Origin of the sequence: Paenibacillus sp. AK121 (assembly GCF_019042715.1) — a bacterium.
Taxonomy (GTDB): domain Bacteria; phylum Bacillota; class Bacilli; order Paenibacillales; family Paenibacillaceae; genus Paenibacillus; species Paenibacillus polymyxa_C.
Map to the genome: position 1 here is coordinate 334,353 of NZ_JAHPJM010000002.1, position 26,934 is coordinate 361,286.

Consider the following 26,934-nt stretch of genomic DNA (forward strand, 5'->3'; position numbering starts at 1 on the left):
CAATAAGAGTTATGCACAAACAAGTTCGAGGATAGACAAAAGGATGCAATTTATATTGTATCTTCTGTAGATTCTGTTGTTTACAAAAAAGCCGGTCATCTATCGGTTAAGCTCGGTCAACCTGCAGTATTAGGAAAGCTGATCGCTGGTATTGTACTGGGGTGGGTAAACCTCGTGGGGACTTCTTGTTGGCAAGAAGTTGATCTTCTTCGTGGGGGCTATTCTGGGTGGCTGGTTCGTTGTTCCATGGATTATGAAAATACTTGCCCCCCTCAAAGTGACAGAACCCTTCGGGATCATTTTCCAAGCAGGATGGAAAGTGACCGAAGGGTCTTTTTATGTTGGAATGTTCGGTTCAGCTGCAGAATTAGGACTCGGATACGACAGTGAAGCGTTGATTTAGATGTTGTGGTTTTTCAATTTCGTCTACTACGGCAACAGCATAATCCTCATAGCTGACATAGCTTGCACCTTTGGAATTAACCAGCAGGGTGTTTTTACCCACTTGGTAAGAGCCTGTACGTTTGCCGAGAGCAAATTCTGCAGAAGGACTAATGAAAGTCCAGTTTAGGTCACTGGTACCGCGTAGAATTTCCAGGTTTTTTCCTTGGTTATGAGCTGTTGGATATACAAAATCAGGGAAGTCAGGAGTATCCTTTACCAAGAGTGTCTCGGATTCATCCGTAAACAAGCTACCTGCACCACCTACAACAATCAGGCGAGTACCGGATACATTGCGGAGAGCCTCAATCAGTACATTACCTGCATCTACATGCAGATGCTCTTGTCCAAACGGAGCGGCAAAAGCATTAACAACGACGTCAAAACCTTTCAGATCATCTGTTTTCAGATCAAAAACGTCTTTTTGTACTACAGCAGCACGATTGTCCGTTACTTTAGCCGGGTCACGCACGATGGCGGTTACTTCATGCCCTCTGTCTAATGCTTCTTTTACGATATTACTTCCTGCTTTACCGCCTGCACCAATAACTGCAATTTTCATAATAGAATAGCCTCCTAAAAAATAATTTGGATGATTTATTTGCTTGATTCATGCGTTGCATGATGTTCATACTTGAACTTTAATATGTAACTATTATAGTTACAATATGAATTAAAAGTCAAGCTCTTCTGTTGGACAAGATAGAGTCCTCCGATTGGAAAGAGAGGAACTCGTTTAAATATAAGATGATACTGAATAAGTAAATGTAAACCATATTAAATACATGTAGACCGCAGATCAGAAAGGAAGAGTGAAACGATATGAGTAAAAAAGTACAGCTGGAGCCCGCAGCGCAAAAATTTGCAGACGATAATGCCAAGCCTCCGTTTCTGTATGATTTGGGTCCTGAAAAAGGACGTGAAACGGTCAATGAAGTTCAATCCGGTCCAGCAGATAAACCTGCCGCAGACCTGCAGGACCTGTCGATTCCAGGTGGCCCTGGCGGTGAGGTGAAGGTCAAAATTGTTCGTCCACAACAGGTGACAGGCGATCTCCCGGTCATTGTATATATCCACGGGGCAGGCTGGGTATTCGGTAATGCTCATACGCATGACCGTCTGATTCGTGAACTGGCGGTAGGCTCACAGGCAGCCGTTGTATTCCCGGAATACAGCTTGTCGCCTGAAGCCAAATATCCGACGGCGATTGAGGAAATTTACGCGGTCGTTCAATGGGTGGCACAGCATGGGCGCGAGCATGGGCTGAAGCCCGATACGCTGACGATCGCCGGAGATAGTGTCGGTGGTAACATGACTGCAGCTGTAACTCTGCTGGCCAAAGAACGCAGTGGTCCTACCATTCGGCAGCAGTTGCTGTTCTATCCAGTGACGGACGCTTCTTTTGATACGGAGTCGTACCATGAGTTCGCCACAGGATATTTCCTGAGCCGCGAAGGGATGCAATGGTTCTGGGATCAATATACGACAGATCCTAACGAACGAGCGCAGATCACGGCGTCTCCGTTACGTGCCACCACTGACCAGCTCAAAGGGCTACCGCGTGCGCTGGTTATTACAGGCGAGGCCGATGTGTTGCGTGATGAAGGGGAGGCCTATGCGAACAAGTTGCGTGAAGCTGGGGTAGATGTAACCGCTGCGCGCTTTCAGGGCATCATACACGACTTTGTGATGCTGAACCCATTGTCGGAAACCGCGGCCAAGCGCGGTGCAATAATGCTGGCTACCTCGTGGCTGCGCCAAGGGTTTGAGGGCTAGTTTTATAGACGAGTGAAGGAATACACAGTTAGTATGTAAGGAAGCACCTCCCAGCTCATGGCTGGGAGGCTTCTTTTGGTTCTGTTTATATCATTCTATTTGCGTTTACCATATAGTGGTTTTCTAGTCTTGCCTAGTTTACCTACTTTTCCAGGTGTTTTTATAAAGCTGAACTTCCCTAATTTAAAATTGGTTTTTCTTTTTTTCGCTACTAGAGTACGTCTTGACTTAGATGCACCTTGGGTACTATCTACAAGGTTTAGTGTGTAGTTTTCGAAATTGCCAACATTGATCTCATCGAACCCCACATTTCTACAGCCCTGGCCTTGGCAACCTGCTATCCAGCATCTTGTGAAAGCCTCTCTAGGAACATCTGTGTAGAAATCACCACCCCACCAATTACCGAAACTGTCATGTCCGTAGACATAAAACGTTTGGTTTGCGGCTGACCCAGCTACAAGAAATGCGCGTCTACCGGGTTCTATACGGTACCAGCCTCTCTTAGCATAGGTGATAGGACTACAACCAGAATCATAGTATCCAACAGCAACCGAAATAGGATTAGGCGTACTGTTACGAACATAAAAACCCATTCTATTCACTCCATTCTTTGAAAGATTAATATCAATCTATGCGAATTTTTTGAAAAAGTAATAGATATATGGATGATCAAAAAGTACAAAAAAAGAACGCAATATCTCAATGTTTTTGTGGTAGGGAAGTAAAAGAGGTGGGAGTAGTCGAGCGCACAATTGGCATATGGGGAGTTCGCGGTTCATAAATAAGAGACCGCTTCACGTTCGTCGAACAGAGTGATAATATAAAATTTGAACGAGTTTGACCGACTTCGGCCTAAGGGGGATATCCATGCCATTTCAGGGACAACGCATTTTACCTGCAGCTAAGCACATGAAGCAGTTGGAGGATATTTTGGACAGCTCTTATGAGTATGCTGTTTTTCTGGATACGCATGTAGCGCAGTTGCGCAACCTATATCAGATGGCAAGGAGCCGCAATAAGCAGATGCTTCTGCATGCCGACCTGGTGCAAGGTTTGAAGAATGACGAGTATGCCGCTGAGTATTTATGTCAGGAAATTAAGCCATTTGGGATTATCTCGACCCGTTCCGGGGTGATTGCAACTGCTAAAAAAAAGGGGATTCTTGCTGTACAGCGAGTGTTCCTGCTGGATACGATTGCGCTGGAAAAAAGCTACGCACTGGTGGAAAAAACGCGCCCCGATTATATTGAGGTGCTGCCGGGTGTTGTGCCGCCGATGATTGCGGAGGTCAGTGAACGCACGGGTATTCCTATTTTGGCTGGCGGACTTATTCGTACCCCGGAGGATGTGGAAGCGGCGTTGGCAGCGGGAGCTGCAGCGGTTACGACCTCCAATAAACAACTGTTTGAGCACTATAAGCGATAGCCTTTCTTGAATCAAGTGGGCAACCTACATAATAGCAAGGAGCGCGGCCTTTGGCTTGGCGCGGGGAACGACCTGCTGTAAATGCAGGCAGATTCCTCTTTTCATCGTGTACTGTGTGTGCTACGATATAGATAAGTTAATACTCGTCAGGAGACTTGGAGAGACCATGAACCGCTCGGCATCCGCCGCAGCGATGTTCGTGGTCTTTTTTTGTACCTTTGATGATTCGGTGTCACATTGATAGCAGACATGTACAAAGTTGGAGGGATAGATGATGGGAGAACAGGGATTTGCTGCACAGGAGAGAACGGCCGTTTTGGAGCGTATGGGGCGTGAGCATTTTGATATTTTAATTATTGGCGGCGGCATTACAGGGGCGGGAATTGCACTGGACGCAGCGGATCGTGGTTTGAAAACGGCTTTGGTGGAAATGCAGGATTTTGCAGCAGGTACATCCAGTCGTTCTACCAAGCTAGTGCATGGTGGTCTTCGTTATTTGAAGCAATTTGAGGTTAAAATGGTAGCCGAGGTCGGGAAGGAACGAGCCATCGTATTCGAAAATGGTCCTCATGTGACCATTCCGGAGCGTATGCTGCTTCCTTTTCACCAGGGTGGCACATTTAATGCTTTCACCACTTCTATCGGGCTACTGGTGTATGATTTCCTCGCTGGCGTGAAGCGTAGTGAGCGCCGCCGCATGCTGGACATTCAGACTACGCTGGAGCGCGAGCCTTTGCTGAAGAGAGAAGGACTGAGGGGAAGCGGTAGTTATGTGGAGTACCGCACAGACGATGCTCGCCTGACGATTGAGGTGATGAAGGAAGCTGTTACACGAGGGGCGCTGGCCGTGAACTATGCCAAGGCTGACAAGCTGCTGTATGACAGCGGACGAATAAGCGGCGCCAGTGTAACCGATCGGGTAACGGGAAAGCCATACGAAATCAGGGCTTCGCTGGTCATTAACGCAGCCGGACCATGGGTAGATACGTTGCGGGAAATGGATCGCTCCAAAGAGGGTAAGGTGCTTCGCCTGACGAAGGGTATCCACTTGGTATTCGATGCTGGGCGCTTCCCGCTTCAACAGGCAGTGTACTTCGATACACCGGATGGACGCATGGTATTCGCCATCCCGCGTGACGGCAAAACCTATGCAGGTACGACCGATACGGTGTATGAGGGGGATACGGCGCATCCCCGGATGACCGCCGAAGACCGGGCGTATGTGCTTCAAGCGATCAACGGGATGTTCCCGGATGTGAAGCTGACGGTTACAGACGTGGAATCCAGTTGGGCAGGGGTACGGCCGCTCATTTATGAAGACGGTAAAAGCCCTTCAGAAATCTCACGTAAGGACGAAATCTGGGAATCCCGTTCAGGTCTGATCACGATCGCAGGCGGCAAGCTGACAGGTTACCGGAAAATGTCCGAACTCGTCGTGGATCGTGCGGTACGTGAATTAGGCCGCTTGCATGGGCAGAGCTTTCGGGCATGCCGCACAAGGCATATCCCCATTTCGGGCGGCAGTGTAGGCGGCTCGGCGGGCTGGGACACTTTCGTGAGCAAGCAAGCCATAGCGGGCGCTGCGCTCGGTCTACCGCCGGAGACCGCCAGAGCATGGGCTGTTCGCTATGGTTCAAATGTGGAGCGACTGTTTGCTATAGCGACACAGAGCATGAAGAACGCCACCGAGACGGAAGCGGCGCTACCTGTGGAAGTGCGTGTTCCGCTTCTGTACGCGATGGAACAGGAAATGACGGTGACACCGTCTGATTTTTTCATACGTCACACTGGAGCATTGTTCTTCCAAATTGACGAGGTGAAGCGCTGGAAACAGGCTGTCATTGCATGGATGTCCGAGCATGCAGGCTGGAGCGCCGAGCAAGAACGCCAATATACGACTGAGCTGGATGCTTACTTGTATGAAGCTGTGACACCTGTAGAGATAGAAGCCGAACTCGGCGCCATTAAAGTCATCTGATATAGCTTAAGGATGCGTATCCTTGACCGCTCCGCTTCTCTACAATTGTTTCGTTCGCATCACTGCTTTCAGCGAAAAAGGGGCCTACAAAACAAAAGCAGCGATCCTCTATTCATAAGAGAATCGCTGCTTCTTTGTATACAGATGGCTTACAGCATCAAGTGGAACAGGAAGGGCGCAGCCGCCAAGGTAAAGAGAGCGGCGAGCACCATCGAGATGCTGGAAATCGTGCCTGTCAGCGAACTGAATTCGAATGCTTTGGAAGTACCCGTACCATGAGCACCGGTACCGAGCAATACCCCGCGTGAAACTTCATTTTCGATACGGAACAGTTTGACGATCATCGGGCCGATAATAAGACCGCTCAATCCGGTCAGAATAACGAATACCGCCGTGACCGTCGGGTTACCGCCAATCGTTTGCGATACATTCATCGCAATAGGTGTCGTAATCGAGCGAGGAATCAGGCTGCTCAGCAGCGAGGAGTCCAGGTGCATCCATTTGGCGAGCGCCATGGAGGACAGCACGGCTACGACAGATCCAGATAGCACGCTAAGCACGATTTGGGCCGCGTGTTTTTTTAACACAGGGAAATATCGGTACAAAGGGACAGCAAATGCAATCGTAGCTGGCTGTAGCAGCATGGATAGAAAATGAGCGCCTGAATTATAAGAACGGTAGTTCACACCCGTCAGCGTCAAAATCAAAATGATAACCACAGGTGTAATGAGCAATGGGGACAAATACACCTTGGGCAATGTGCGGTACATGCGTTTGGCCATCCAGTAAATAGCAAGTGTTAATACAATACATAGAAGACCGGTCATGATGATTTATGCTCCTTTCGTTTACCAAGCAGACTGGCGATCATACCTGTGCAGGCCATCACCAGAAAGGTGCCGAGCAGCACGACCAGCATAATGCTCATGCCATCGTGTTCCAGCATCGGCCAATAATTCATAACGCCAACAGCGGAGGGAATAAAGAATAATAGCAACTCGGCCAGCAACCAGTTTGCGCCAACCTCGATCCAGCTTAGTCGGACCACACGGGTTTGCAGCAGAATAAAGAGAATTAGCATACCGACGATACTACCGGGTATAGGCAGGTGGAGCCAGGAGACCACCGCGTTCAGGATGAGCGAAAAGGCCATCAGGACGGCGATCTGAAGGACACCGCGTATGAAGCTTTTCATATATAAAGTCTCCTATCTTTGAGATCCGTTATTTTCAAACTGTAATGAAATTTTACATCACAAGCTTTCATGAGTAAAATGCATATAAAGAATGAAGTCTATTCCGTTTGTCTATGGAAGAAGGTGTAGCTTTGGATATCCGACATTTGCAATATTTTCTGGAAGTCGCGCGGTTACGCAGCTTTACGAAGGCAGCACAGAGCATGTTTATTACTCAGCCGACGATTAGTAAGACGATTAAAAGCCTGGAAGAAGAACTGGGAGTTACTTTGTTCGATCGTATTGGCAAAAGAATCGAACTGACGGATGCGGGCAAGGTCATTGAGCTTCAAGCACAAGCGATTGTGAAGTCCTTTCAGAGCCTGTCCTCGGAGCTGAGTGATTTGATGAACCTGAAAAAAGGACATATCCGCATTGGTCTGCCTCCTATGGTCGGATCGAGCTTTTTTCCGCGTGTCATTGGAGAGTTCCACAAGGCCTTTCCCGATGTGACCATTCAATTGTTCGAGGATGGAGCGAAGAAAGTGGAGCAGGACGTAGAAGCTGGGGCACTGGATATCGGGGTGATTGTGCTGCCTCCGGTTGGAGATATGTTTGAGACATTTCTATTTGTGGAGGAAAAGCTGAATTTGCTCGTTCATCCCACGCATGCATTGGCCGACTGCAAGGAGGTGCCGCTATCTTCGTTAGCAGAGGAGGCGTTTGTGCTGTTCCGTGAGGATTTTACGCTACACGACCGTATCATTGCCGAATGTGTTCGTGCTGGCTTTCAGCCGCGTGTAGTCTATGAAAGCTCTCAATGGGATTTGATCAGCGAAATGGTTGCTGCCAACCTGGGAGTAGCGTTATTGCCGGAGGCGATATGCCGGGATTTGGATTCCGAACGCTTGCGTGTTCTTCCATTGGTAGACCCAGTCATTCCTTGGCATTTGGGGATGATCTGGCGGAACGATCGTTATCTGTCCTTTGCTGCCAGAGAGTGGATATCTTTCACACAGCGATTGTTGCGGACAGAATATGGCGGAAGTCGTCGGTGAGAAGGACGGATGTGGCTTACATCATAAAAAAGCTGCCCTGAGGGGCAGCGAAGTAGCTTGCTTCTATGAGTGTGTTTGGTTTATTGCGCGCTTGGTGTGAAGGTACTTGTCCATAATACGGTCAAGCCTGGAGGATTTGTCCAATACACGTTCATCTTTTAATCCGTGTAAGTCAGCCATGCGATTCAGTTCACGGCGTTCTTTTTCCATGAGTTTTTCCAATTGTTCGAGGTTCACAAAGCCCACCCCCCATGTCGATTGTAAGGCATGTCTCCACTAGCGGCAGCAGTTTTTTTGATAACGATGTTATTTCCATTTTACCACTTTTTATTAACATTAATCCAGCTTTCCTGACATTTAGCGACTAATAATTATGGTTTTGCCAACTCTACCCGATTGCGCCCTGAACGTTTAGCTTCATATAATGCTTCGTCTGCTTTTTCCAATAAAAACCTCGATGCAATAACAGGAGAGCTGCCTGCTCCGATGGATACGGTTAAGGAGATTATGGTTCCGTCATTCAAGAGAAAACATTCATTTTCCACAGCTTTTCGAATCTTCTCGGCAAAGCTTGCCGCCTTTTCGGTATCACAATCTCCGAGTAGAATGGCAAATTCCTCTCCGCCTTTACGGGAGGGGTATGCTCTCGTTGTAGATTCCCGATTTAACAAAATTCCCAGTTGGCTTAAGACGGCGTCTCCGTTCAAATGGCCATACGTATCATTAATTTTTTTAAAGTGGTCAATATCTAGCATCACAAGTCCAAAGGGTTTTTTTGTAGCCTTGGAAGCATGAAGTACCTCTTCGAACAGCGCATCAAAAGCACGCGGACTGTATAGCCCGGTTAAATGATCTCGATTTGCAGCTTCTTCCAGTAGATGAATGGCCCGCTCAGTTTTTTTGATATGATGCATCATAAAATAGGCGAACAAGCCGCCAAGTGTCTTAATGGTTGTGAATATAATAATAGATCCATAATGGGGATGACTAGCCACATAAAAAGTGGCTAACAGCGACACAACTGTAGATCCAAGCACGGCTGACATCCATTTGCTGAGTTTTAGGATTTTTTCTCGAATAAAGGTAAGGGAAACGGCTAGTGTCATGATGCCATTGACCGTAGCAATCAGGGAAACCTCTGTCCAACTGCCAGTGATGTAAATACGGTACAGGATAATGATCAGGGTGGTTAGCAGACCGGATACCGATCCTCCCATATAAACAGATACGATAATCGCCAATTGGCGCAGATCGACCACAAAATTCCCGGGGATCCATAAACCGGCCATCATTAAAAGAATACCAAACAAGCCCAACATTAAGCCGTTTATTACCCGATGTATATATCTATGTTTTTCCAGGTAACGTTCGTATTTTCGTAAAAGCAAATTTCCAAAGAATAAGAAGCTTGTTAATAAAGCAAAATTGTTAATTAATTCTTTTAACATGTCCCTGTCCTTTATGCTGTAATGTGAGTTGTAGTATCTTGGAATAAAGTAAGACCTCGTTTCTATATTTCGGTAAAAAGTAGATATGAATGAATACCAATCGACCACAAACGATTCTTATGTCCCTTACGTTTCGTTGATCTACGTGGTACAGTGTAAGGACTATGACCGGAACGGGTGATCGCATGAAGGAACCAATTCACATTTCGGTGCGTCCACTTGTGGAATATGTGCATCGGAGTGGCAGCATTCAGAGCGGTTTTCGCTCGAATAGCAGTATGCAGGAAGGAAGTCGCGTGCATCAGGTTATCCAGAAAGGTTATAAGGAGCATGACCGTAAAGAGGTACATTTACGTACAGAAATTTCATATGAGGGCAAATTGTTTATCATCGAAGGCCGCTGTGACGGACTGATTGAGCTGGATGGCGTATGGACGGTTGATGAAATTAAATCGATCTCTCAGCCCCTCGAAGATATTCAGGGGGACGGCCACCCCGTGCACTGGGCACAAGCATTTCTGTATGCCTATATGATTGCTCGTGAGGAGCAGCATCATTCCATGCAGGTTCAACTTACTTATGTACAATCACACAGTGAAGACATTCGTCGCTTCAGACGGATGCTATCTTTTGCAGAGCTGGAAGCTTTCGCCCAGGAGATGATTGCTGGTTATGCACCGTATGCATTCCTGCTGAGAGCACATGCGGCGAAGAGGGATGCCAGTATTGCTATGTTGGAGTTTCCTTTTGACACGTATCGTTCAGGTCAGCGAACTTTAGCGGGTTCAGTGTACAAGACGATTGCTGAAGGAGTCAACCTGTTTGCCAAAGCGCCCACAGGTATCGGTAAAACGGTATCCACCTTATTTCCTGCAATTAAGGCGATTGGCGAAAGGCTGGCTAGGCGAGTATATTATGTAACGGCTCGTACCACGACTCGCGCAGCAGCTGAAGAGGCTTATGCCCGAATGCAGGCCCAGGGGCTGCACATGCATGTGGTAACGCTGACGGCGAAGGATAAAATTTGCTTCAAGGATGAACATGATTGTGATGCTGGATCATGCAGCATGTGCGAGGGCTACTACGACCGGATCAACGGTGCAGTATCCGATATTTTGGCGAATGAGACGTTAATGACGAGGGCGGTGATTGAGCATTATGCGCGCAAGCATAAGGTATGTCCCTTTGAATTTTCACTAGATGTGGCGTATGCCTCGGATGGTATAATCAGTGATTATAATTATGTTTTTGATCCACGGATTTCTTTGAAGAGATTGCTGGAAGAGCACAAGCGAAAAGGTGTTGTGCTGGTGGATGAGGCGCATAATCTGGTGGAACGCGGTCGGGACATGTTTTCGGCGGAAATCCTGAAATCTTCTTTTTTGGAACTGAAAAGAGAATTTAAGTTGCTAAGCCCGGAGGTTGCTACGACTGCGAGTGCAGTGAACGCACATATGATTACGCTACGCAAGCTGCATGCAGATACAGGAAAAGCAGTGGAAACAGCAGCACCGCAAGAGGTGCTGGAGTTGTTGGTGCCTTTTGTGGAGGCCGCTGAACGTGAACTGGTGACGGGGAACAGTACAAGTCGCGCAAGCAGTGAAAGTACGGCCTACGCATTGCTTTTGGATACGTATTTTACCGCCCAAAATATGCTGCGAATCGCTGCTTTATACGATGAACGTTACGTTACTTATATTGAAGCAGGGCGCAGTGAGGTGAGGATCAAACTGTTCTGCCTCGACCCTTCGCACTTGCTGGGACAGGCTGTAAAGAACTATCGCTCGACTATTTATTTTTCGGCGACGTTGACACCGCTTGCTTATTACCGGGACATGCTTGGAGCAAGCGAGGAAGACTATACGTTACAGGTCCCTTCCCCTTTCCATCAGGAGCAATGGGATGTACGTCTGCTGCCGCTCTCCATCCGTTATCGGGATCGTGAGCGTTCTAAAGGGGCGATTGCGGATATGCTGGCTGGATTGGTTGCGGAGCGGAAAGGGAACGTCCTCGTGTTTTTCCCGTCTTATCCGTATCTGCGAGAGGTATACGAGGAGTTCATGCTTCGGGACGTGTCTGCAGATACATTGGTACAAAGTCCGGGTATGACCGAACCGGAGCGTGATCGGTTCCTAGAGGCCTTCCAACCTGGGCAAGAGCGCACCCTGTTCGGCTTTGCCGTACTAGGTGGTGTCTTTGCTGAAGGTGTCGATTTACCTGGGGATCGCTTGAACGGGGTAGTGGTCGTCGGCGTCGGCTTGCCGCAAATTGGAGCGGAGCGGGATGTGCTGCGGGATTATTTCTCGGAACAGGGCCGAAATGGTTTCAACTATGCGTATGTATATCCGGGGATGAACAAGGTTCTTCAGGCAGGTGGCAGACTTATTCGCACAGAGCATGACGAGGGGCTGCTGGTCCTGGTAGATGATCGTTTTGCCAAGGAGCCATATGCCTCTTTGCTGCCAGATGAGTGGAAAAGCTACCGTTTGACGGAACAAGCGGGATTAAGGAAGGAATGGATGGACTATGAATTTTAATTTTCATAATGATTCCATACGCGGGGTGCTGCGTAGCTTTGGACATGAGGATGCCGAAGTAGATAATATAGAGACATTTGTGACATTTGCGCGCTTGGCTAACGGTATTTTCAGAGAAATGGATACAGATTTGACCAAACTCGGGGCTTCTCAGGGCCGGATTATCGTTCTTAGCTTGTTGCATTGCCATGCGCCGCATCGCATGACACCATCGGAGTTAGCGGAAAAAGCGGATGTCACGCGTGGGACCATGACAGGACTGATCGACGGTTTGGAGCGAGATGGAATGATAGAACGTGTGGCTCACGAGAGTGACGGACGGATGGTGACTGTCGGATTAAAAGAGGCAGGACGAGAACTGTTAAGCAAAATAGTCCCTTATTATACGAAGCTGATTCGGTCATGCATGTCTGAGTTTACGCCGCAGGATCATAAGATGATGAAGGGTTTACTGGGGAAAATGAAAGGCGGTTTTGAGCGGTCCTTGCCGAAAAGCTGAATCCCTGATGTCGGGAATAAGGAATAGGAGAGGGAAATATGTTCTTTTATACAGATGAGGTCTATGAAGGCCGTGATTTTGGCTCAATGGATGCCAGAGAAGGCGAGTGGAGAAATTGCGAGTTTACCCGATGTCGTTTTCGGGGTGTGGAGATGAATGAGTCCCTTGTGGAAGACTGTACTTTTGTGGACTGTGATTTTACCGGAGCCATTCTGAATGCATCTCACTACAAGGAGTCCGCTTTTACCAATTGTCTATTCACCAGCGCGAATCTGTTTGTAGTCCGGTTTGATAACTGTAAGCTGGTAGGTTCAGACTTTGCGGGGGCGAATATGGATGGTATCACGATTACGGGCGGAGACTGGTCTTATACGAATTTGCGTCATGCAGATTTAAGAAAACAGGATTTGCGAAAAATACGATTCAAGGAAGCTGATTTATCCGAATGCCATCTGGAAAAGGCAGATTTGCGCGAGGCGGATCTTACCCGGGTAAGGCTGCACAAAGCCCACCTTCAAGGAACCGACCTGCGCGGTGCGAAGATGGATGGCGTGAATTTTAAAGATCTGGACATTACCGGAGCCAAGTTGGATATCGAACTGGCAGTAGCAGTGGCCCGCTCTTATGGTGCCAAGATAGATGGTTAAAAGCACGGAGATACAGGAGCTGTCTCGACCTGTGTTACCCCGTGCTGGAGAATTGGAGGAATACTAAATCTGAAAGATTAATCTTTATGGGATGCTGGCAGTAGCGGAATTGCTGCTTCTGGATTCTGATTTGGTAACTTATCGACACCTACAGGATCTAGAGGTTGCTGTGGTACCGTCCAGTTGCGTGCCGTATCTGCGGCAGTTTGCTGCTCCAGCAGGCGTTTAGCCACTTCGTAGCACTCATCGATATGCCGATTGCCAATGGTCCGCATCGCAGTAAAGCCAATCGCTGCGGCTAGTCCTTGCCCCAGTAGAGGGACAAACTTGCTAACCTGCTTGGTGGCGATGCGAATGCCCATTTTCTGCAAAATCTTCACGATGGCTTCTCGGGTGATGAGTCGCCCGATCAGCTTGCTGCCAATTGAAGTGATAAAGCCATACACCATCGACTTGGTTTCTGCATCCAGACCATCTAGCTGCTGCTCAGATAATCCGAATTTTTCATTAATGGCAGGCAGCAGCTGCATCAAAATGCCGACATCAGCAAGAACGTCAGCCCCCGGAATCGGGACCAATACAGCTCCTCCCGAAGCTGCAGCCCTTCTCGTTACCATGGATTTGCACTCTTTGCGGATCTGCTCCAACTCTTCTATGGTTCGGGCTGTCATATGCATCTCTCCTTCCTACGCTTCCGATTAGGACCCATGATTCTACCCTGTTATTACACACATTTCTACCTTGATTAAGCACGGAGCAAACAAAAAAATCCCTCATTCAGGCGCTATCGCACATTTACTCCTGTGAAGCGATCAGGCATAATGAAGGATGGTTGCTGATAAGAACAAGCCTGTTTTACGGGGATAAAGGAAGGAAGAGACAGATGAGTCAGACAAACGTTTATTTTAATCATGATGGTGGCGTGGATGATTTAGTATCCCTGTTTATGCTGCTTCAGATGGAGCAAGTTCATTTGACCGGAGTATCGGTTATTCCAGCAGATGGTTACCTGGAGCCGGCGACGGATGCCAGCCGAAAAATTATTGATCGTTTTGGACAAAATAAAGGGCCTGTTGAAGTCGCCAAGTCTAATTCACGCGGTAAAAATCCGTTCCCTGCCGCTTGGCGTTTACATTCATTCTATGTAGATGCATTACCTGTGCTGAATGAATCGGGACGAATGGAAGCGCCGCTTTCATCTCTGCCAGCTCATCAGCATTTGATCGAAAAGGTACGCGGAGCTGAAGGTAAAACGCTGTTGCTATTCACTGGACCGCTAACCGATCTGGCACGGGCGCTGGATGAAGCACCGGATATTGAAGCCAAGATTGAAAAGCTGGTATGGATGGGCGGCACCTTTGAAAAAGGGAATGTGGAGGAGCCGGAGCATGACGGTACCGCAGAGTGGAATGTGTTCTGGGACCCGGAAGCGGCCTATCGGGTGTGGCAAAGCGGCATCACGATTGATCTGGTGGCGCTGGAAAGCACAAGCAAAGTGCCGTTAACTCCAGCCGTACGCAATCGTTGGGCTGCCGAGCGCCGTTATGAAGGCGTTGATTTCCTAGGCAATTGCTACGCTGGATGTCCTCCGCTCGTGTACAGCGAGACGAACTCTACCTACTACCTGTGGGATGTACTGACCACTGCATCCGTAGGACGCCCGGACATTGTCAAGAAAAAGACGGTGCATTGCAGCGTTATTGCAGAAGGCCCAAGTCAGGGCAGAACGGTGGAACAGGCGGATGGACGCCCTGTGAATCTGGTATATGATACAGACCCGGAAGCTTTCTTTACGTATATGGCGGATTTGGCCAAGCAGGCTGCTCCCAAACGTTACTAAACCCAACTGTGTACAAATGTGTGGCATAAAGTGATCACACTGCCTAGGGCGTATTCATAGCAAAACCCGTGACGTTATCCGTCACGGGTTTTGCTACTGGAATTGGCCCCACATGATTGCAAGCCTACCGTTTATTCAGGCTGACTCCTGATATGTTTTTAGGGTAAATTGGAGCGTTATCTCCGTCCCGTTACCAGGTTCGCTAACCCCTGTCATTGTACCATTCATTCGTTTCAACAGCTGTTTGGTAATCTGCCAACCCAAGCCGGGATTGCCATAGGAGGGAGAGGGCCCGAGGTCATGCTCAAGCCACATTTTTAGTTTATTTGGAGATATACCGATTCCGGTATCCTTTACCCTTACTTCCAATTCAGCCTGAGGCGCATCGGTCACGGACTGGGTATTTGCAGATAAGGTGACTGATCCTGTGCTTGTAAATTTCACTGCATTATCTACCAAATTAATCAGCATACGCCGAATTTTGGCCTCATCCCCGATAAAAATAGGAGAACTGGCAAGATTCCAATCCAGCCTCAATTCCAGATTCCGTTGCGCAGCTACCTCTGTGTACAAGCTCAACACATTTTCCATCATCGTTCTCAGATCAAATGGATCTTCAATGTCATCGATTTGCCCGGATTCAATTTTGCTGTAATCCAGAATATTATTCAACAGCATCATAAGCGAGCGACTGCTAGCTTCCATAATACTCATATATTGCTGTTGTTCCTCTGTTAACTCCGTGGTCATCATTAGATCCGTAGCTCCCCATATTTCAGTGAGCGAAAAACGAATTTTGTTACTCAGGGAAGAAATCAAATCCAGCTTGCTCATGGAAGAAGCTTCTGCATCGATCTTGTCTTTTTCCAGTTCAACCACATAACCCAGAAATACAGCCATAGCCTTGAGAGCCTTCATTTCTGTTTCAGTCAATTGTGCAGATGGCGCATCCAAAATACAAATGGTTCCATACCCCTGGCCATTTTTCATACGTATGGGTATTCCCGTAAATGAGTGATTTCCAATGGTTTTAGTCACATCTAAATCACGTGTTTGCGGATGAGTAGACGTTTCCGAAATGGTGAGGTGATCCGCGGAATGGTTCAGCACCAGACTGCAATAGCTAAGCTCAAAAGGAAGCTCCTCTCCATTACGAACCAGCACTTCTTCCCGGTTAAATGAATCTACAATTACATTGGTAACCCCGTCATTAGCGGCAATAAAAATGGTATTAACATGTAGAATATCACTCAACACATCAATGACATGTGCGGTAGCCTCTTGAATACTATTATAAAAACCTGTAGGTGAAGTAGTCATATGTCTCCAATCCTGATGCAAAGTGGTGGTGATCAAAACTCTAATAGTTTGTGTACCCCATTCCTGTTCCTCTGAATGTATTTTTGGAGCGTATCCTTAATTATACATCATTATTTCGTTATAAACCTGAGTCTAACTACTTCCAATTACCTATTCGTTTGCACAAAACTTCATGTCGTAGGCCGAATGCTAGCCTTTCTGGGAAGGTTTTTGTTTGTAATATTACACATTCACGAAAAAGTATGATTATTTTCATTCTTTTTTCATAAGTTCATATGTAATCTCATGATATGAAAATTGTGTAATAAAATAGGAGAATGGAACCAGTAATATCATGTAAATATTCTATATAATAGGTTCAGAGGTGGGATTATGAATAGACGGGAAGCCCTAGAACACTTCCATAAGACCTATGCAGAAGATATGTTGCATGAGAAATTATATCAGGTAGCGGTCTTGTATGAGCATAGAAAAGAGGAACTTATCTTCTCTTTTATCCAATCTTTTCAATCGATTTGCTTACAAGCCATTTCTGCAGAAGCGGACAAGACAACAATTGGATACATTACCTATTCTATGAGGCGTACGTATCTAAGGGAGCGCATTTATAACTATGTCATTGAGGTCTATGGTGCGAACTGGTACTTTGATCCTCTACCTTATCGTGGAACCTATGATGCAGGCTGGGCGTTCGGACTGTTGGCAGAACTGGAGGATGAATTGAGTCAGCTTCGAAAACCTTATATGAATAAGGTTATTCAGCCGGATGTCGAGCGATATGTGCTTCAGGCTGCGTGGGAATTTCATCACTACATTTTGAAATTAGCCAAGGACGCTATGCAGCAGGCTGTACAACTGCCTGAGTTCAAGGCGTTGAAATGCGAGGATGATTTGGAAATAAGAATAGGAGAGCACAAAGGGATCAGTGAGGCGGTGTATTCAACGGCTTATGGAGTATTACATGATTCAACACGATAATCGAATCACAGAGTATATGTTTCCAGTGGAGATACATCGTGGACAATTACGGGAATGGGCCGAAGGCTCACTATATACTGATGAAGAGTCTGTTTTGCAATGCTATGTATCGGGCGATGCAGACTATATTGATTTTATAGAGCAACCGGTAGCCATTGTTTCTGAACAACTAAAGGAAATCTTTGATATATATCAAGCCGGATTAAGCTGGAGGCTGATTGTTTTTGCCGATATGCAGCGTATGCAGCAAACGAGGTATTGGCTGGCTCATCCGCCTAGTCTGATGTGTTTATCACCACTTACTGAATATCATAGAGACGGTACACTGAAGAAAATCATTTTAGATGAATATGCAGTGGAGAATCATAAGATATTCAGGGTTCAGCATGGCAGTCAGCATATCATTGTGGATCTAGATGTGGCTGAATGTATTTTGAAGTTTAATCTGGCTGGCTTGAAATTACAAAAGGTCGATACGGAGAGGCCGTCTATATAAAGGAGAGTCCGATCATGAGTGAGAGCTATGTAGTGGATGGGGCGCAGATACACTGTACCTATGGAAGTCATTCGGGCAGGTTTAGTGTTTCAGCTAACAGGGGGATTAGTATTGGTGATAAATTGCAGGGAAATATTCAGGATTTTCACCCGCAGACGCATATCCCATCTTTCGGCATGTGCCGTAGTATGCACAATCCTGCAGTTTCTTCTGCTAGCAAGGGCAATTCTGGGAGAATCATTCCGCAGCCCTGCAAACCGAGCGTATCTATGCCTTGGTTGAATGGAAAGAAGGATGTATACGTAGATCAGTCTCCGGCTCTGATGAGCTGCTCTACGAATCTATGCATGTGGTGCGGGAAAATTTCATTCACGTCAGACGGGCAGGAATAGCTACTCATTGTAGAAACATCACATGTTAAGACAAATGGGGGGAGTAAGATGGGACTGGCAGGAACTGTGTTGACTTATGGAAATATTAGAGTAAATGCACCGTATGAAATCGTCCGGCTACTGGATATTAAATTGACACAGAAGGTAAATGAGCACGGCAAAGTGTACATCACTGCTCTCATACCGGATGAGGACCATGCTAAGTATGATGGTTTAGCGCATGATGAAGATGTGCTAGAGGTATACGAGATAGATGAAGATCAAGGGACAGTGAGCATTTTTAAAGGAATCGTCACCAATATTAGCATTGGATTCAAAAATGGTGTATATCACATGTACATAGAGGCGGCCTCTTTTACATATATACTGGATCGACAACGGAAAAATCGTTCTTTTCAAAACGGGAACTTGACGTATTATCAATTGTTCCGGGAACTTATAGATACCTATCCACATGGCGATTTTATTGACCTGACAGACAGCGATCAAAAGCTCGGCGGCTTTACTATTCAGTATGGGGAGAGTGATTGGGAGTTTCTGAAAAGAATGGCCTCTCATCTACACTCCGGATTGATTGCCGAGATTACATCCGTGTTCCCGAGATTATGGTTAGGTACCTCGAAAGAACAGGTGAAAGGTGAACTACGCAGCATTAACTTTTCCCTCCAAAAAACAAAGTTAGGCCCCCGGTATACATATGCTGAAGTGGAGGATACGAAACGTTTTGAACTTGGAGATGTGGTCTCGTTTCGACGAAAGCATTGGGTTATTGATCAGGTTCATGCAGAGATGAAGCAAGGTATTATGACCTATGACTATGTTCTCGTTCCTGAAGAGGGTAATCCGAGGGAGGTTATACATAATCAGTTTATTAAAGGTACCTCTATTGAAGGGAAAGTTATTGATTTAAATAGTGAAAACGAATCCGTTAAACTTCACTTGTCCGTGGATTCTATGCAGTCCAAAGTCGAAGGGTGCTGGTTTTCTTATCCCACCATGTATACCGGTGATGGGATCGGTTGGCATTGTATGCCTGAGTTGGGGGGATCATGTCCATTTGTATTTTCCATCCAACAATGAAAAGGAAGCCCGTGTAGTTCAATCCCTACGTAAGAGAGACTACAAAGGAGATGAAATCAGCCAGCCGTCAAGAAAGCTGTTTCATACCAAAACACAAAAAGTGGCGAGATTCGATGATAAGGAATTAGCCCTCTCCACCCAGAAAGACAAGATACTTGTACGCTTAAATCCTGCTTCCGGTATTCACGTGTACAGCCATCATGATCTCACCTTTCACGCCGATACAGACTTGGTGCTGCATGGCAAAAAGGTACAGATGAACGCTACTCGCGAAATATCCCTGACGTGCAAAACAAGCTATATTCGAACCGATGGAGTACTTCATATCAAGGCTAGTAAGTTCATGAAAAGTCAGGTGTCTGATGCCGAACTGAAAGCCTATAAATCCCTGGTTCAAGAATTGAAGGGAAAAGGGTATCCGCAATGGGTGCAGAATTTGCTTTTGCAATATAAAACGGACTACTACAAAGCCGTGGCAGCAGGGGATAAAAAGGGAGCCAAGGAAGCAGCAACCAAAGCCAAGCAATTGCGCCAACAGGTGGCAGAAATAGATCGTATGCCTGCCTGGGCCAGAGCGCAAATGCACGAATACACGTCCCAGTGGTGGGAAGCACATGGCGCCAACGATAAAGCCAAGCAAAAGCAGATGCATCTTCTCGCCAACCAACTGCGTGACAACGTGCTAATCAACGAGCTGATTCGTGGGCATTCAGACAAATCCTATCTGGATGCCAATCGGCTAGAGGAGCTGTCCGGACAATACGCAGATGCGGCCCATAAGTTGACCATCGCCGATCAAAAGGCTATGGCTAAGGAAGCGGCGGCCCTGCGGAGTAAGTATGGCGTGAACAGTCAGCTTGCCAGAGAGAACTTGAACAAGCTTGCCAAGAAGTATCCGGACAGCTTCTCGTACAAGCTACCAACTACGGGCGATTGGGATCAGGAGCTTAACGCCGCACTGCATGATTTTGCGAAAAAATACGGCTTGGAGAATAAAGGGTATGGTCGTGACGTGCTCGCAGTGTACCTGCATCAAGTAGCCAATGGTATTCTTCCATGGCCTAAGGTTAGCAAGCCTGCAACACCAACAGTTTCAACAACCACGACAACAACGAAAACGCAACCGGACAAGAAGCCGCCGACTACTCCTGAAAAGCCGCCGAAGGAGGAACCGAAGCCACTTGATCCTAATGATTATAAAGATGGATTGGTAGCGGTGAAAAAGATTGAAAGCTATATAAGTAGTAAAGGCATAAAAGGTAATCAAGCCCGGGCTCTGTACAGAGTAAACGATTATACCAATAATAGTATCATTCAGAAGAAGCTGTCCTCGAATCGTAAAGCACCGCTTGTGTTTTTCTTTGAAGGAGATGGTTCTTATAGTTATAAACAAGAAGACCACCCGGAAGGTCGATATGGAGCAATGGCAATTGTGGTGATAGATGGCGAGATTAAGTATACAAGCAAAAATGCCAGCACACTTCCTGATTATGAGAGCAAGTATAAAACGGTTAAAGATGGAGTATATGAGTTTGTAGGCGGGTTGCATTTGAGTACTTATCCTGCTTTGCGTATTCGGAATGGTGCACCAGTTCCAGCAACCAAAGGAAGTCAAAAAAGGGAGTGCACAGCAGAAGGTGTAAATATACACCAGGGCTATAATGCTGATAAAAAGCCTAAACCAACTTCGACAGCTTGTATAACGGTTCATAAAGACGAGTATGTCAGATTTCTGAGTTCAGTAGGCGTGGTGAAGAACTCATTAAATGAAAAAGCTAATCCTGTAGAAGGATTAGCTATTATTGATCGGAAGGATAGAACAAAGTGAAGATAATCAGAAGCCTATTAGTCATTCTTTTTTTAATTATGTTGTCAGCATGTAATGCTTCTCCAAAAGACCCCACTTCCTTTTCTTCGAAAACAGTAGGTGTGACTTCAGAAGTGATGGCATCATCTAATAAAAATGATAAAACGGAGCTTGTTAAAGAGAAAAATAAGAAAGAGTGGGCTGTAACGATAGAAGAAGGCAAAGAAGATCCTGAAACCTATTTAGTTCAGCTGGAAGGGACAAAAGTCGAACGGTTCTTAAATGCCAAGAAACTGATTAGTCTCCTACAGCCGAAGGAGGATAAAGAGAAATATCGAGATTCATATGTGGATGTAGGAAGAGTTCAAGAAGATGGGAGTCAAGTCGCATTCGTATTAGATTTATTTAATGAAGCGAAATTAATAGTACAGATTTATGATTTGGATTCGGGTAACAAAGTCAATGAATTTAAGCTACCATATAACCGTCCGGTAATTTCTCCTGATTTAACCAAGTATTTATATGAAGATAAAGATAGAACATATATATATGATACGGTAACAAAACAATCAACAGCTATTCATTTAAATGGAAGTTCTATAGATATAGATGACATTCATCAAGGACAATTTTCACCAGATAGTACCCAGTTTTGTTTTACCGACAGCCAGCAGAATCTTGTCATATTTGATGTATCAGATTATAGAATCCTTAAGAAAATCCATATAGATTCTGGTATGGCGATAGTCAACCAATGGGCTCAGAAGAATCAATTAATCTACTCTATTGACTCCATGTCTATAAATAAAACGTACTTGTTAAATTTAAATAGTGGAGAGCGGCGCCTTTTAGGCAAGGGGATGGAACAGCCCTTAATGTCTCGAGAAGGCTCGGAGGTATGGTTTGAAAAGTTAGATTCGCCATCCAACTATAAACTGAATATAAATACAGGTTTAGAAAGTAAAGTCGCATCTATCACTATAATTAATGAAAATATGGCGACACCTGTGCAGTGGTTTTACACCGCTAATGACTTTTCTAAGTATGAAAGTGAGATAAAAGTGCATCAAATTAAAGCTTCCTCGACTCTGTCAAGTAAAGGCATGCAAACTTATGATGCCAAAAATTTGGTAGATAGAGATTCATCTACTGCATGGTGTGAAGGCGTGAGCGGCAACGGGGAAGGAGAAACAATAGTATTAGACCTGGGCTCTTTACAAAAGGTAAATGGCATCCAAATTATTAATGGATATGCTAAATCTGAAAAAAGTTATCGGGAGAATAACAGAGTTCAACAACTAAAGCTGGAATTCTCGGATGGTTCCTCTCTAGAAATGAATGATTTTAACACACGTAAAAAATTTAAGGAGCCTATTCATACCTCATTTACCAAACTTACGATTTTATCAGTTGAACGTGGAACAAAATATCAGGATACATGCATTTCTGATATACGGCTTTTCTAGCATTCTTACAAAAGGGAGATAGCCTATGAAATGGAAAGAGCCAACGTTTGGTGCAACCCCTATGTTGAAAGATTTAACAACCGCTAATGCACACAGAAAAGCACAGGCTTTTGATCTGGTGGCAGAACAGAAGAAACAGAAACTTAATTATCCCGACTGGGCCCAGTCCTGGCTGCGTAAATACAAAGAGGACTGGTACATCGCTCAAGCCAACGGTGATGAGGTTGGCATGCGTAAAGCGCAAAAGCTGGCAGAGGGGCTGCGAAGCAAATTACGTGAAATGGCCACATTTCCCAAGTGGGCTCAAGAGGAAATGAAAAAAGAAACAATCCGCTGGATGGCTGCAGAGGAAAGTGGGGATATCAGGGAAAAGCTGGCTGCTGAGAAGGCGGGACGAGCTATACGAGAGAAGCTGGGTTTGATCGTTACCAGTATTAAAGAACCACCAAAAGAACCAGTTACCAATAAATCGAAGGATGGTTCTAAAACTGAACAAGCACCTCCTGATAAATCAGGAAATGATAGCTTTGAAGCTGAACTTGCTAAATTCCCGGAGTCATACAGACCTGCGCTGTTGAAATTACACAAGCAGCATCCTTCTTGGCGTTTTATAGCGGAAGAAACGAATGTAGATTTTAATAGTTTTCTTAAGGCAGAAATGAAAAATGGACTGGTGTGTACGGAAGTAGACAAATATGGATATTCACCATCTTGGAGAGACCCTAAGTTCAAATATGATAGAGGATATAACGCTGCTTCTCCTAAGGCAGTTTCATATTTTTTAGACCCGCGTAATTTTTTGACTGAGTCTCGTGTATTTCAATTTTTGTCGGAAAAGTATGATAAGAACACCCAAAATAAAGAAGCTGTTAATAAAGTGCTAAGCAAGAGCTTGGCTAATAAAGGGGATGTATTCTTAAAGGCAGGTGGCAATGAAGCGAGTGCAGTATTTTTAGCAGCAAAAGCTATGGTTGAATCAGGAGGCGGAACTTCAACTTTAGGTAAGGGACAGGTTCCGGGATATATCGGATGGTACAATATGTATGGCATTGGCGCAAACGATGGGAGTGCACTTAAAAATGGTGCAAAAAAAGCTAAGTCAGAGAACTGGAATTCTGTCGATAGTGCAATAATCGGCGGGGGTAAATGGATTTATAGAAATTATATTCAAACAGGGCAAGATACGCTTTATAGCTTAAAGTGGAATGTAAATTCCTTTAGGAATAACGGAACTGTTAGTAAGCAGTATGCCACGAATATTATGGATGCTTATGTAAAATCGGATCGTTTTTCCAAGGGTCTTAAAACCGTAGATGCACCTCTTACTTTTAGAATACCCGTATATAAGAATATGTCTGCAACGGCTTGTCCTGAACCTACAGAGTCTTCCTCAAGGTAATCAAGCTAGTATAAAATAAGCATTTTGAAAGAAGGGAAAGTGTGATTAGTGATAAGTTATTTGCACTCATTTTAGTTGTTTTAGTTCTTAGTGGCTGTGGTGTGAATAAAGAGGCCGAAGTAAAAAGTATCGCTCCTAAACCATCTACACCAACTGTTGTTAGTCCTGAGATAACGGAAGGTACTAGTAAAGTTACTGTGGAGGATACTGAAAAAACTAATGTACAAGATTCTAGCACCTTAGATCAGTTTATAAAAAAAATCCAACCCCAAAATGAGCAGCTTCAAAAAGTATTAAAAGAAGATTTGGACCGTGATGGAAAGCCGGAATATGTGCTTGCTTTTGGATTAGAAAAAGAGGAGATTTACAACATATTTGTAGTCCGGGAGAATGATGATGGCTATCACATCATTGATAAACTAGAGGACCCGGTTATAGTTGTGCATCTAAATACAGATGTGAAAATCATGAAGCTGGATCAAACAGATCAAAAATTTATTGTTGTATATTCTATAGGCGACGGAGGAGCTTACTCAGAAGGATTCTCCATATATGCCTTGGAAAATAATCATATCAAGAGCATAAATTCTGATTTTCCTAATGCTACTGGACAAGGAATTCGAACGTTAAAAGATACCGATCATGACGGTGTCTTTGAAAGTGTAGATTATTACGAGTTTAGCGACACTCAGGAGCATACCATCGTGGTCTATCAAAAATATGATGGGACAGGACCAGAAAAAAAGGAGATTTTGTATACAAATAAAAGTAAAAAATTTGTATATCCAACCGATCCTAAGGCTGTGATATTGAACTACTTGGAAGTTGATTATCTTATGAAGTGGTTTGATTTACCTTTTCCTGAAATGGACCAGCTCACCGATCCGGCAGCAAGGCAAACATATGATTTTGAGGATGCCATCGATTTATCCGGTTTAGCATATTTATCTTACCCGGTGTTGGAACTGAGTATTAATGAGGTTAGTAGCGATGATAACCGAAAAATATTTTTGGTAAAAGATGATTCATTAGAAGAAAGAGCGAAAAAGGAAATTACGTTTACGTTAGAAAAGCAGTCAGGCAAGTGGAAGATTATGAGTATAGAGATGAACGATAAATTGTAGAAAGCGTGATCTCCAGCATGAGTTACTTGAAGTATGCGCGAATTTGTTACGTGCTGTTATTACTTATTTCCTGTGTAGTGCTGAATGGATGCATGAAGGGACAGGATTCTCCAGCAACAGAAACAAATCATACACTTTCTCTCCAAAATGACGATAAAACGACTTCTTATTCGAAAAAGCTGGACACGCTTGTGAAAAAACTCCATATAGTCAACGATGAAAATAAGGATTATGATACCAGACAAAATAAGCTTGAGGAGTTCACACAGGAACTTAATTTGTTGTTAAACGAGCCAGAAAGTGTAGAGATGAAGGATGAAGAATTAGTAGAAAAGTTCGATAACAATCTCACTATCTTAACAAAATCGTTTCAGTTAAAAAGTGGGCAGCTAAACGTTAGGGTTATGAATTATAGAGCACCTAAAACGGTGACAGGTACGATCGGAGATAAATACACATTTATTCAGTGGTGGAGTTCGAAGCAACTTGTACACGCCCAGATGATTGAGGATGGCGGGTCAGAATTGACTACAGACTTTGTGGTTCGAGATTCAGACCAAGGAATACAGTTGTGTTTAGGGGGACATGTTTCCATATATCATCCAGACCCCGTATTTGTTGATTTATGGGAGTTGTCTGGACAAAAGTGGATGCAGAAAAGTATAGATGTAGGTAAGATGAAGCTCCCGGATGCGTGGGAACTGAACAAGGATATGAATGAGCCTATTATTATCGAGAATCGACAACATGATAGCATGAGTATCGAGGTTTTAGACCACGGCGATGGTTTCTTAATAAACAGTGATGATTCTGAACAAAACCATATCATTGAGTTCTCCAAAAGTGGAGAAGTCCGTATTGATTCCGAATATAGCATCGCCTCGAATACTCATGGTGAACCGCAAAGCTATGAGCTCACTCGAGAGAAGTATTCAAAAAATGGGATCGTGATTAAATACCCTCAAATTACAAAACTCAAGGATATTGCAAAGCAAAAATCTTTAAACCAAATTCTTAAGACCGAAGCTTTAGGAGGATTACACGACTATGCGGATTCCAATGCTGGAGTCCATGTCGAAATTGATTATGAGATCAAACGACAAAGTGAACGATTCTTGAGCGTTCAATATATGGGTATTCGTTATGTGAAGGACGCAGCCTATCCTACTCATATGTTTTATACGACGAACCTGGATATGAAGCAGGCTTCAAGAATAAGATTGAGGGATCTGGTAAAGGTCGAGAACCCTTTTATTGAGCTTATAAAAAGCGGGAAGATTACAGCTGTTCAGCCGGAGCAACAAGGATTAATCGGTGATTTCACAAAAGATGATTTGATTCAATTGTTAGCAAACGCGGATGTAACCAAAGGTTCGCTTGCGGAAGTAGAAATGGAATCGTTTAGTTATTTCACAAATGATTCGTTGGGGATGAGTGTACCTATGGCTCATGTAGTAGGGGACCATGCGGAGTATGAAATTCATTTTGCACAAATTCCAGAGAATATCAGGCAGAATGAGAAACTATGGAGTGAGCTAAGTTCTGTTGAGGATCAGTCTGTTTCCACAGTTGGCGGTGAAAAATTGGATACCGACCAATATGAAATTGAAGAGTCGCAGTCTTTTCAAACTACTCTCGAAGGCTTTGGAAAAGTACGTTTTGTATCCACATATGGGTATCCAGAAGGTTTTCGTAAATTCTTTTTCTTCCTACTGGATTACCAAGGACATATTCTATATCCATTCCCCAATTTCTACGGGAACCGTGAGTGGGTTGCACGTTACGGAGGAGTAGAAGCAGTGGCCTTCAAGGATGTGAATAAGGATGGATTGAAGGATATTATCATCATTGCCGATGTTGACAACGGGATTCATGGGCCTGGTAGAGTTGATGAATTCCCTATAGCGGACATTTATTTTCAGAAAAAAAATAAAACTTTTACCACAATCCCTGCATTAGATGAGACTCTTAACGATCAGGGACATAATCGAACCATTAAAGATGTCATTCAATACGTAAGCAAACAACGGATAAACGTAAACTAACCGA

At 44.9% G+C, this 26,934-nt stretch carries 23 protein-coding genes and 1 pseudogene; 16 read left to right on the forward strand and 8 right to left on the reverse strand.

Translation table 11 applies throughout. The features are described 5' to 3' along the window. Positions 1–367: 367 nt before the first annotated feature. Positions 368–1,003 carry an NAD(P)-dependent oxidoreductase gene (locus tag KSP24_RS04770; protein WP_025676748.1) on the reverse strand — a complete coding sequence of 212 codons (636 nt, stop codon included), beginning with the start codon at positions 1,001–1,003 and terminating at the stop codon, positions 368–370. A 260-nt stretch (positions 1,004–1,263) separates the two neighbouring features. Here KSP24_RS04770 and KSP24_RS04775 point away from each other — a divergent pair, with 260 nt between their 5' ends. Next, on the forward strand, positions 1,264–2,217 hold the full coding sequence (locus tag KSP24_RS04775) for an alpha/beta hydrolase (protein WP_216974588.1): 954 nt from the start codon (positions 1,264–1,266) through the stop codon (positions 2,215–2,217). 95 nt (positions 2,218–2,312) lie between these two features. Here KSP24_RS04775 and KSP24_RS04780 read toward each other — a convergent pair whose 3' ends face one another. Beyond that, positions 2,313–2,810, reverse strand: a complete 498-nt coding sequence (locus tag KSP24_RS04780) for a DUF1036 domain-containing protein (RefSeq protein ID WP_126666467.1) — start codon at positions 2,808–2,810, stop codon at positions 2,313–2,315. Positions 2,811–3,084: 274 nt separating this feature from the next. Here KSP24_RS04780 and KSP24_RS04785 point away from each other — a divergent pair, with 274 nt between their 5' ends. Next, a complete protein-coding gene (locus KSP24_RS04785) occupies positions 3,085–3,642 on the forward strand; it encodes a glycerol-3-phosphate responsive antiterminator (RefSeq protein ID WP_019688909.1) in 558 nt (185 codons plus the stop codon). A 274-nt stretch (positions 3,643–3,916) separates the two neighbouring features. Next, positions 3,917–5,620 (forward strand): glycerol-3-phosphate dehydrogenase/oxidase, encoded by a 1,704-nt coding sequence (locus KSP24_RS04790; protein WP_302054340.1) that lies wholly within the window; start codon positions 3,917–3,919, stop codon positions 5,618–5,620. Between the two features lie 149 nt (positions 5,621–5,769). Here the strand turns inward: KSP24_RS04790 and KSP24_RS04795 are convergent, their stop codons facing one another. Continuing rightward, positions 5,770–6,447, reverse strand: coding sequence for a CidB/LrgB family autolysis modulator (locus KSP24_RS04795; protein WP_013373600.1), 678 nt, complete (start codon positions 6,445–6,447; stop codon positions 5,770–5,772). Continuing rightward, the gene (locus tag KSP24_RS04800) at positions 6,444–6,815 is read right to left on the reverse strand and encodes a CidA/LrgA family protein (RefSeq protein WP_013373599.1); all 372 of its coding nucleotides are present in this window, start codon (positions 6,813–6,815) and stop codon (positions 6,444–6,446) included. Before KSP24_RS04800 ends, KSP24_RS04795 begins: the two co-directional genes overlap by 4 nt. A 131-nt stretch (positions 6,816–6,946) precedes the next feature. On the opposite strand from KSP24_RS04800, the gene cidR reads away from it, so the two are divergent. Beyond that, positions 6,947–7,852, forward strand: a complete 906-nt coding sequence (cidR, locus tag KSP24_RS04805; protein ID WP_330706299.1) for a cidABC operon transcriptional activator CidR — start codon at positions 6,947–6,949, stop codon at positions 7,850–7,852. Between the two features lie 63 nt (positions 7,853–7,915). On the opposite strand, the gene KSP24_RS04810 is transcribed toward cidR, so the two are convergent. Continuing rightward, positions 7,916–8,089, reverse strand: coding sequence for an aspartyl-phosphate phosphatase Spo0E family protein (locus tag KSP24_RS04810; RefSeq protein ID WP_013312483.1), 174 nt, complete (start codon positions 8,087–8,089; stop codon positions 7,916–7,918). A gap of 134 nt (positions 8,090–8,223) precedes the next feature. After that, the gene (locus KSP24_RS04815) at positions 8,224–9,300 is read right to left on the reverse strand and encodes a diguanylate cyclase (protein WP_216974590.1); all 1,077 of its coding nucleotides are present in this window, start codon (positions 9,298–9,300) and stop codon (positions 8,224–8,226) included. Positions 9,301–9,464: 164 nt separating this feature from the next. Between KSP24_RS04815 and KSP24_RS04820 the strand changes: the two genes are divergently transcribed. From KSP24_RS04820 to KSP24_RS04830, 3 genes are read left to right on the forward strand one after another with little or no spacing between them, the layout of a single operon-like run. Continuing rightward, a complete protein-coding gene (locus tag KSP24_RS04820; protein ID WP_216974591.1) occupies positions 9,465–11,837 on the forward strand; it encodes an ATP-dependent DNA helicase in 2,373 nt (790 codons plus the stop codon). Then, the gene (locus tag KSP24_RS04825; protein WP_040102632.1) at positions 11,827–12,336 is read left to right on the forward strand and encodes a MarR family winged helix-turn-helix transcriptional regulator; all 510 of its coding nucleotides are present in this window, start codon (positions 11,827–11,829) and stop codon (positions 12,334–12,336) included. Before KSP24_RS04820 ends, KSP24_RS04825 begins: the two co-directional genes overlap by 11 nt. Positions 12,337–12,374: 38 nt before the next feature. Next, positions 12,375–12,983: a pentapeptide repeat-containing protein gene (locus tag KSP24_RS04830; protein WP_025676762.1), complete on the forward strand. Its 609-nt coding sequence runs from the start codon at positions 12,375–12,377 to the stop codon at positions 12,981–12,983. A gap of 77 nt (positions 12,984–13,060) precedes the next feature. On the opposite strand, the gene KSP24_RS04835 is transcribed toward KSP24_RS04830, so the two are convergent. Beyond that, positions 13,061–13,654: a hypothetical protein gene (locus KSP24_RS04835; protein WP_025676764.1), complete on the reverse strand. Its 594-nt coding sequence runs from the start codon at positions 13,652–13,654 to the stop codon at positions 13,061–13,063. Positions 13,655–13,866: 212 nt separating this feature from the next. Between KSP24_RS04835 and KSP24_RS04840 the strand changes: the two genes are divergently transcribed. Then, complete coding sequence (locus KSP24_RS04840) at positions 13,867–14,823, forward strand: nucleoside hydrolase (protein ID WP_013373589.1); 957 nt, start codon at positions 13,867–13,869, stop codon at positions 14,821–14,823. A gap of 135 nt (positions 14,824–14,958) precedes the next feature. Here the strand turns inward: KSP24_RS04840 and KSP24_RS04845 are convergent, their stop codons facing one another. Beyond that, positions 14,959–16,143: a sensor histidine kinase gene (locus KSP24_RS04845; RefSeq protein WP_216974592.1), complete on the reverse strand. Its 1,185-nt coding sequence runs from the start codon at positions 16,141–16,143 to the stop codon at positions 14,959–14,961. A 372-nt stretch (positions 16,144–16,515) separates the two neighbouring features. Here KSP24_RS04845 and KSP24_RS04850 point away from each other — a divergent pair, with 372 nt between their 5' ends. The 8 genes and pseudogenes from KSP24_RS04850 to KSP24_RS04885 all read left to right on the forward strand — a co-directional run bounded on the left by KSP24_RS04850 (position 16,516) and on the right by KSP24_RS04885 (position 26,930). Continuing rightward, on the forward strand, positions 16,516–17,121 hold the full coding sequence (locus KSP24_RS04850; RefSeq protein ID WP_216974593.1) for a hypothetical protein: 606 nt from the start codon (positions 16,516–16,518) through the stop codon (positions 17,119–17,121). Further along, a complete protein-coding gene (locus tag KSP24_RS04855; protein ID WP_090737809.1) occupies positions 17,105–17,617 on the forward strand; it encodes a hypothetical protein in 513 nt (170 codons plus the stop codon). Before KSP24_RS04850 ends, KSP24_RS04855 begins: the two co-directional genes overlap by 17 nt. Positions 17,618–17,631: 14 nt before the next feature. Continuing rightward, positions 17,632–18,009, forward strand: a complete 378-nt coding sequence (locus tag KSP24_RS04860) for a DUF4280 domain-containing protein (protein ID WP_216974594.1) — start codon at positions 17,632–17,634, stop codon at positions 18,007–18,009. Between the two features lie 48 nt (positions 18,010–18,057). Beyond that, a pseudogene (locus KSP24_RS25565) lies at positions 18,058–20,917 on the forward strand (phage baseplate assembly protein V). Beyond that, a complete protein-coding gene (locus KSP24_RS04870; RefSeq protein WP_216974595.1) occupies positions 20,914–22,362 on the forward strand; it encodes a discoidin domain-containing protein in 1,449 nt (482 codons plus the stop codon). The pseudogene KSP24_RS25565 and the gene KSP24_RS04870 overlap by 4 nt, the downstream one beginning before the upstream one ends. A 25-nt stretch (positions 22,363–22,387) precedes the next feature. Next, positions 22,388–23,761 (forward strand): N-acetylglucosaminidase, encoded by a 1,374-nt coding sequence (locus tag KSP24_RS04875; protein ID WP_216974596.1) that lies wholly within the window; start codon positions 22,388–22,390, stop codon positions 23,759–23,761. A 41-nt stretch (positions 23,762–23,802) separates the two neighbouring features. Then, positions 23,803–24,885, forward strand: a complete 1,083-nt coding sequence (locus KSP24_RS04880) for a hypothetical protein (protein ID WP_216974597.1) — start codon at positions 23,803–23,805, stop codon at positions 24,883–24,885. Between the two features lie 17 nt (positions 24,886–24,902). Continuing rightward, positions 24,903–26,930 carry a DUF4163 domain-containing protein gene (locus tag KSP24_RS04885; RefSeq protein WP_216974598.1) on the forward strand — a complete coding sequence of 676 codons (2,028 nt, stop codon included), beginning with the start codon at positions 24,903–24,905 and terminating at the stop codon, positions 26,928–26,930. The last annotated feature ends 4 nt before the right edge of the window (positions 26,931–26,934 follow it).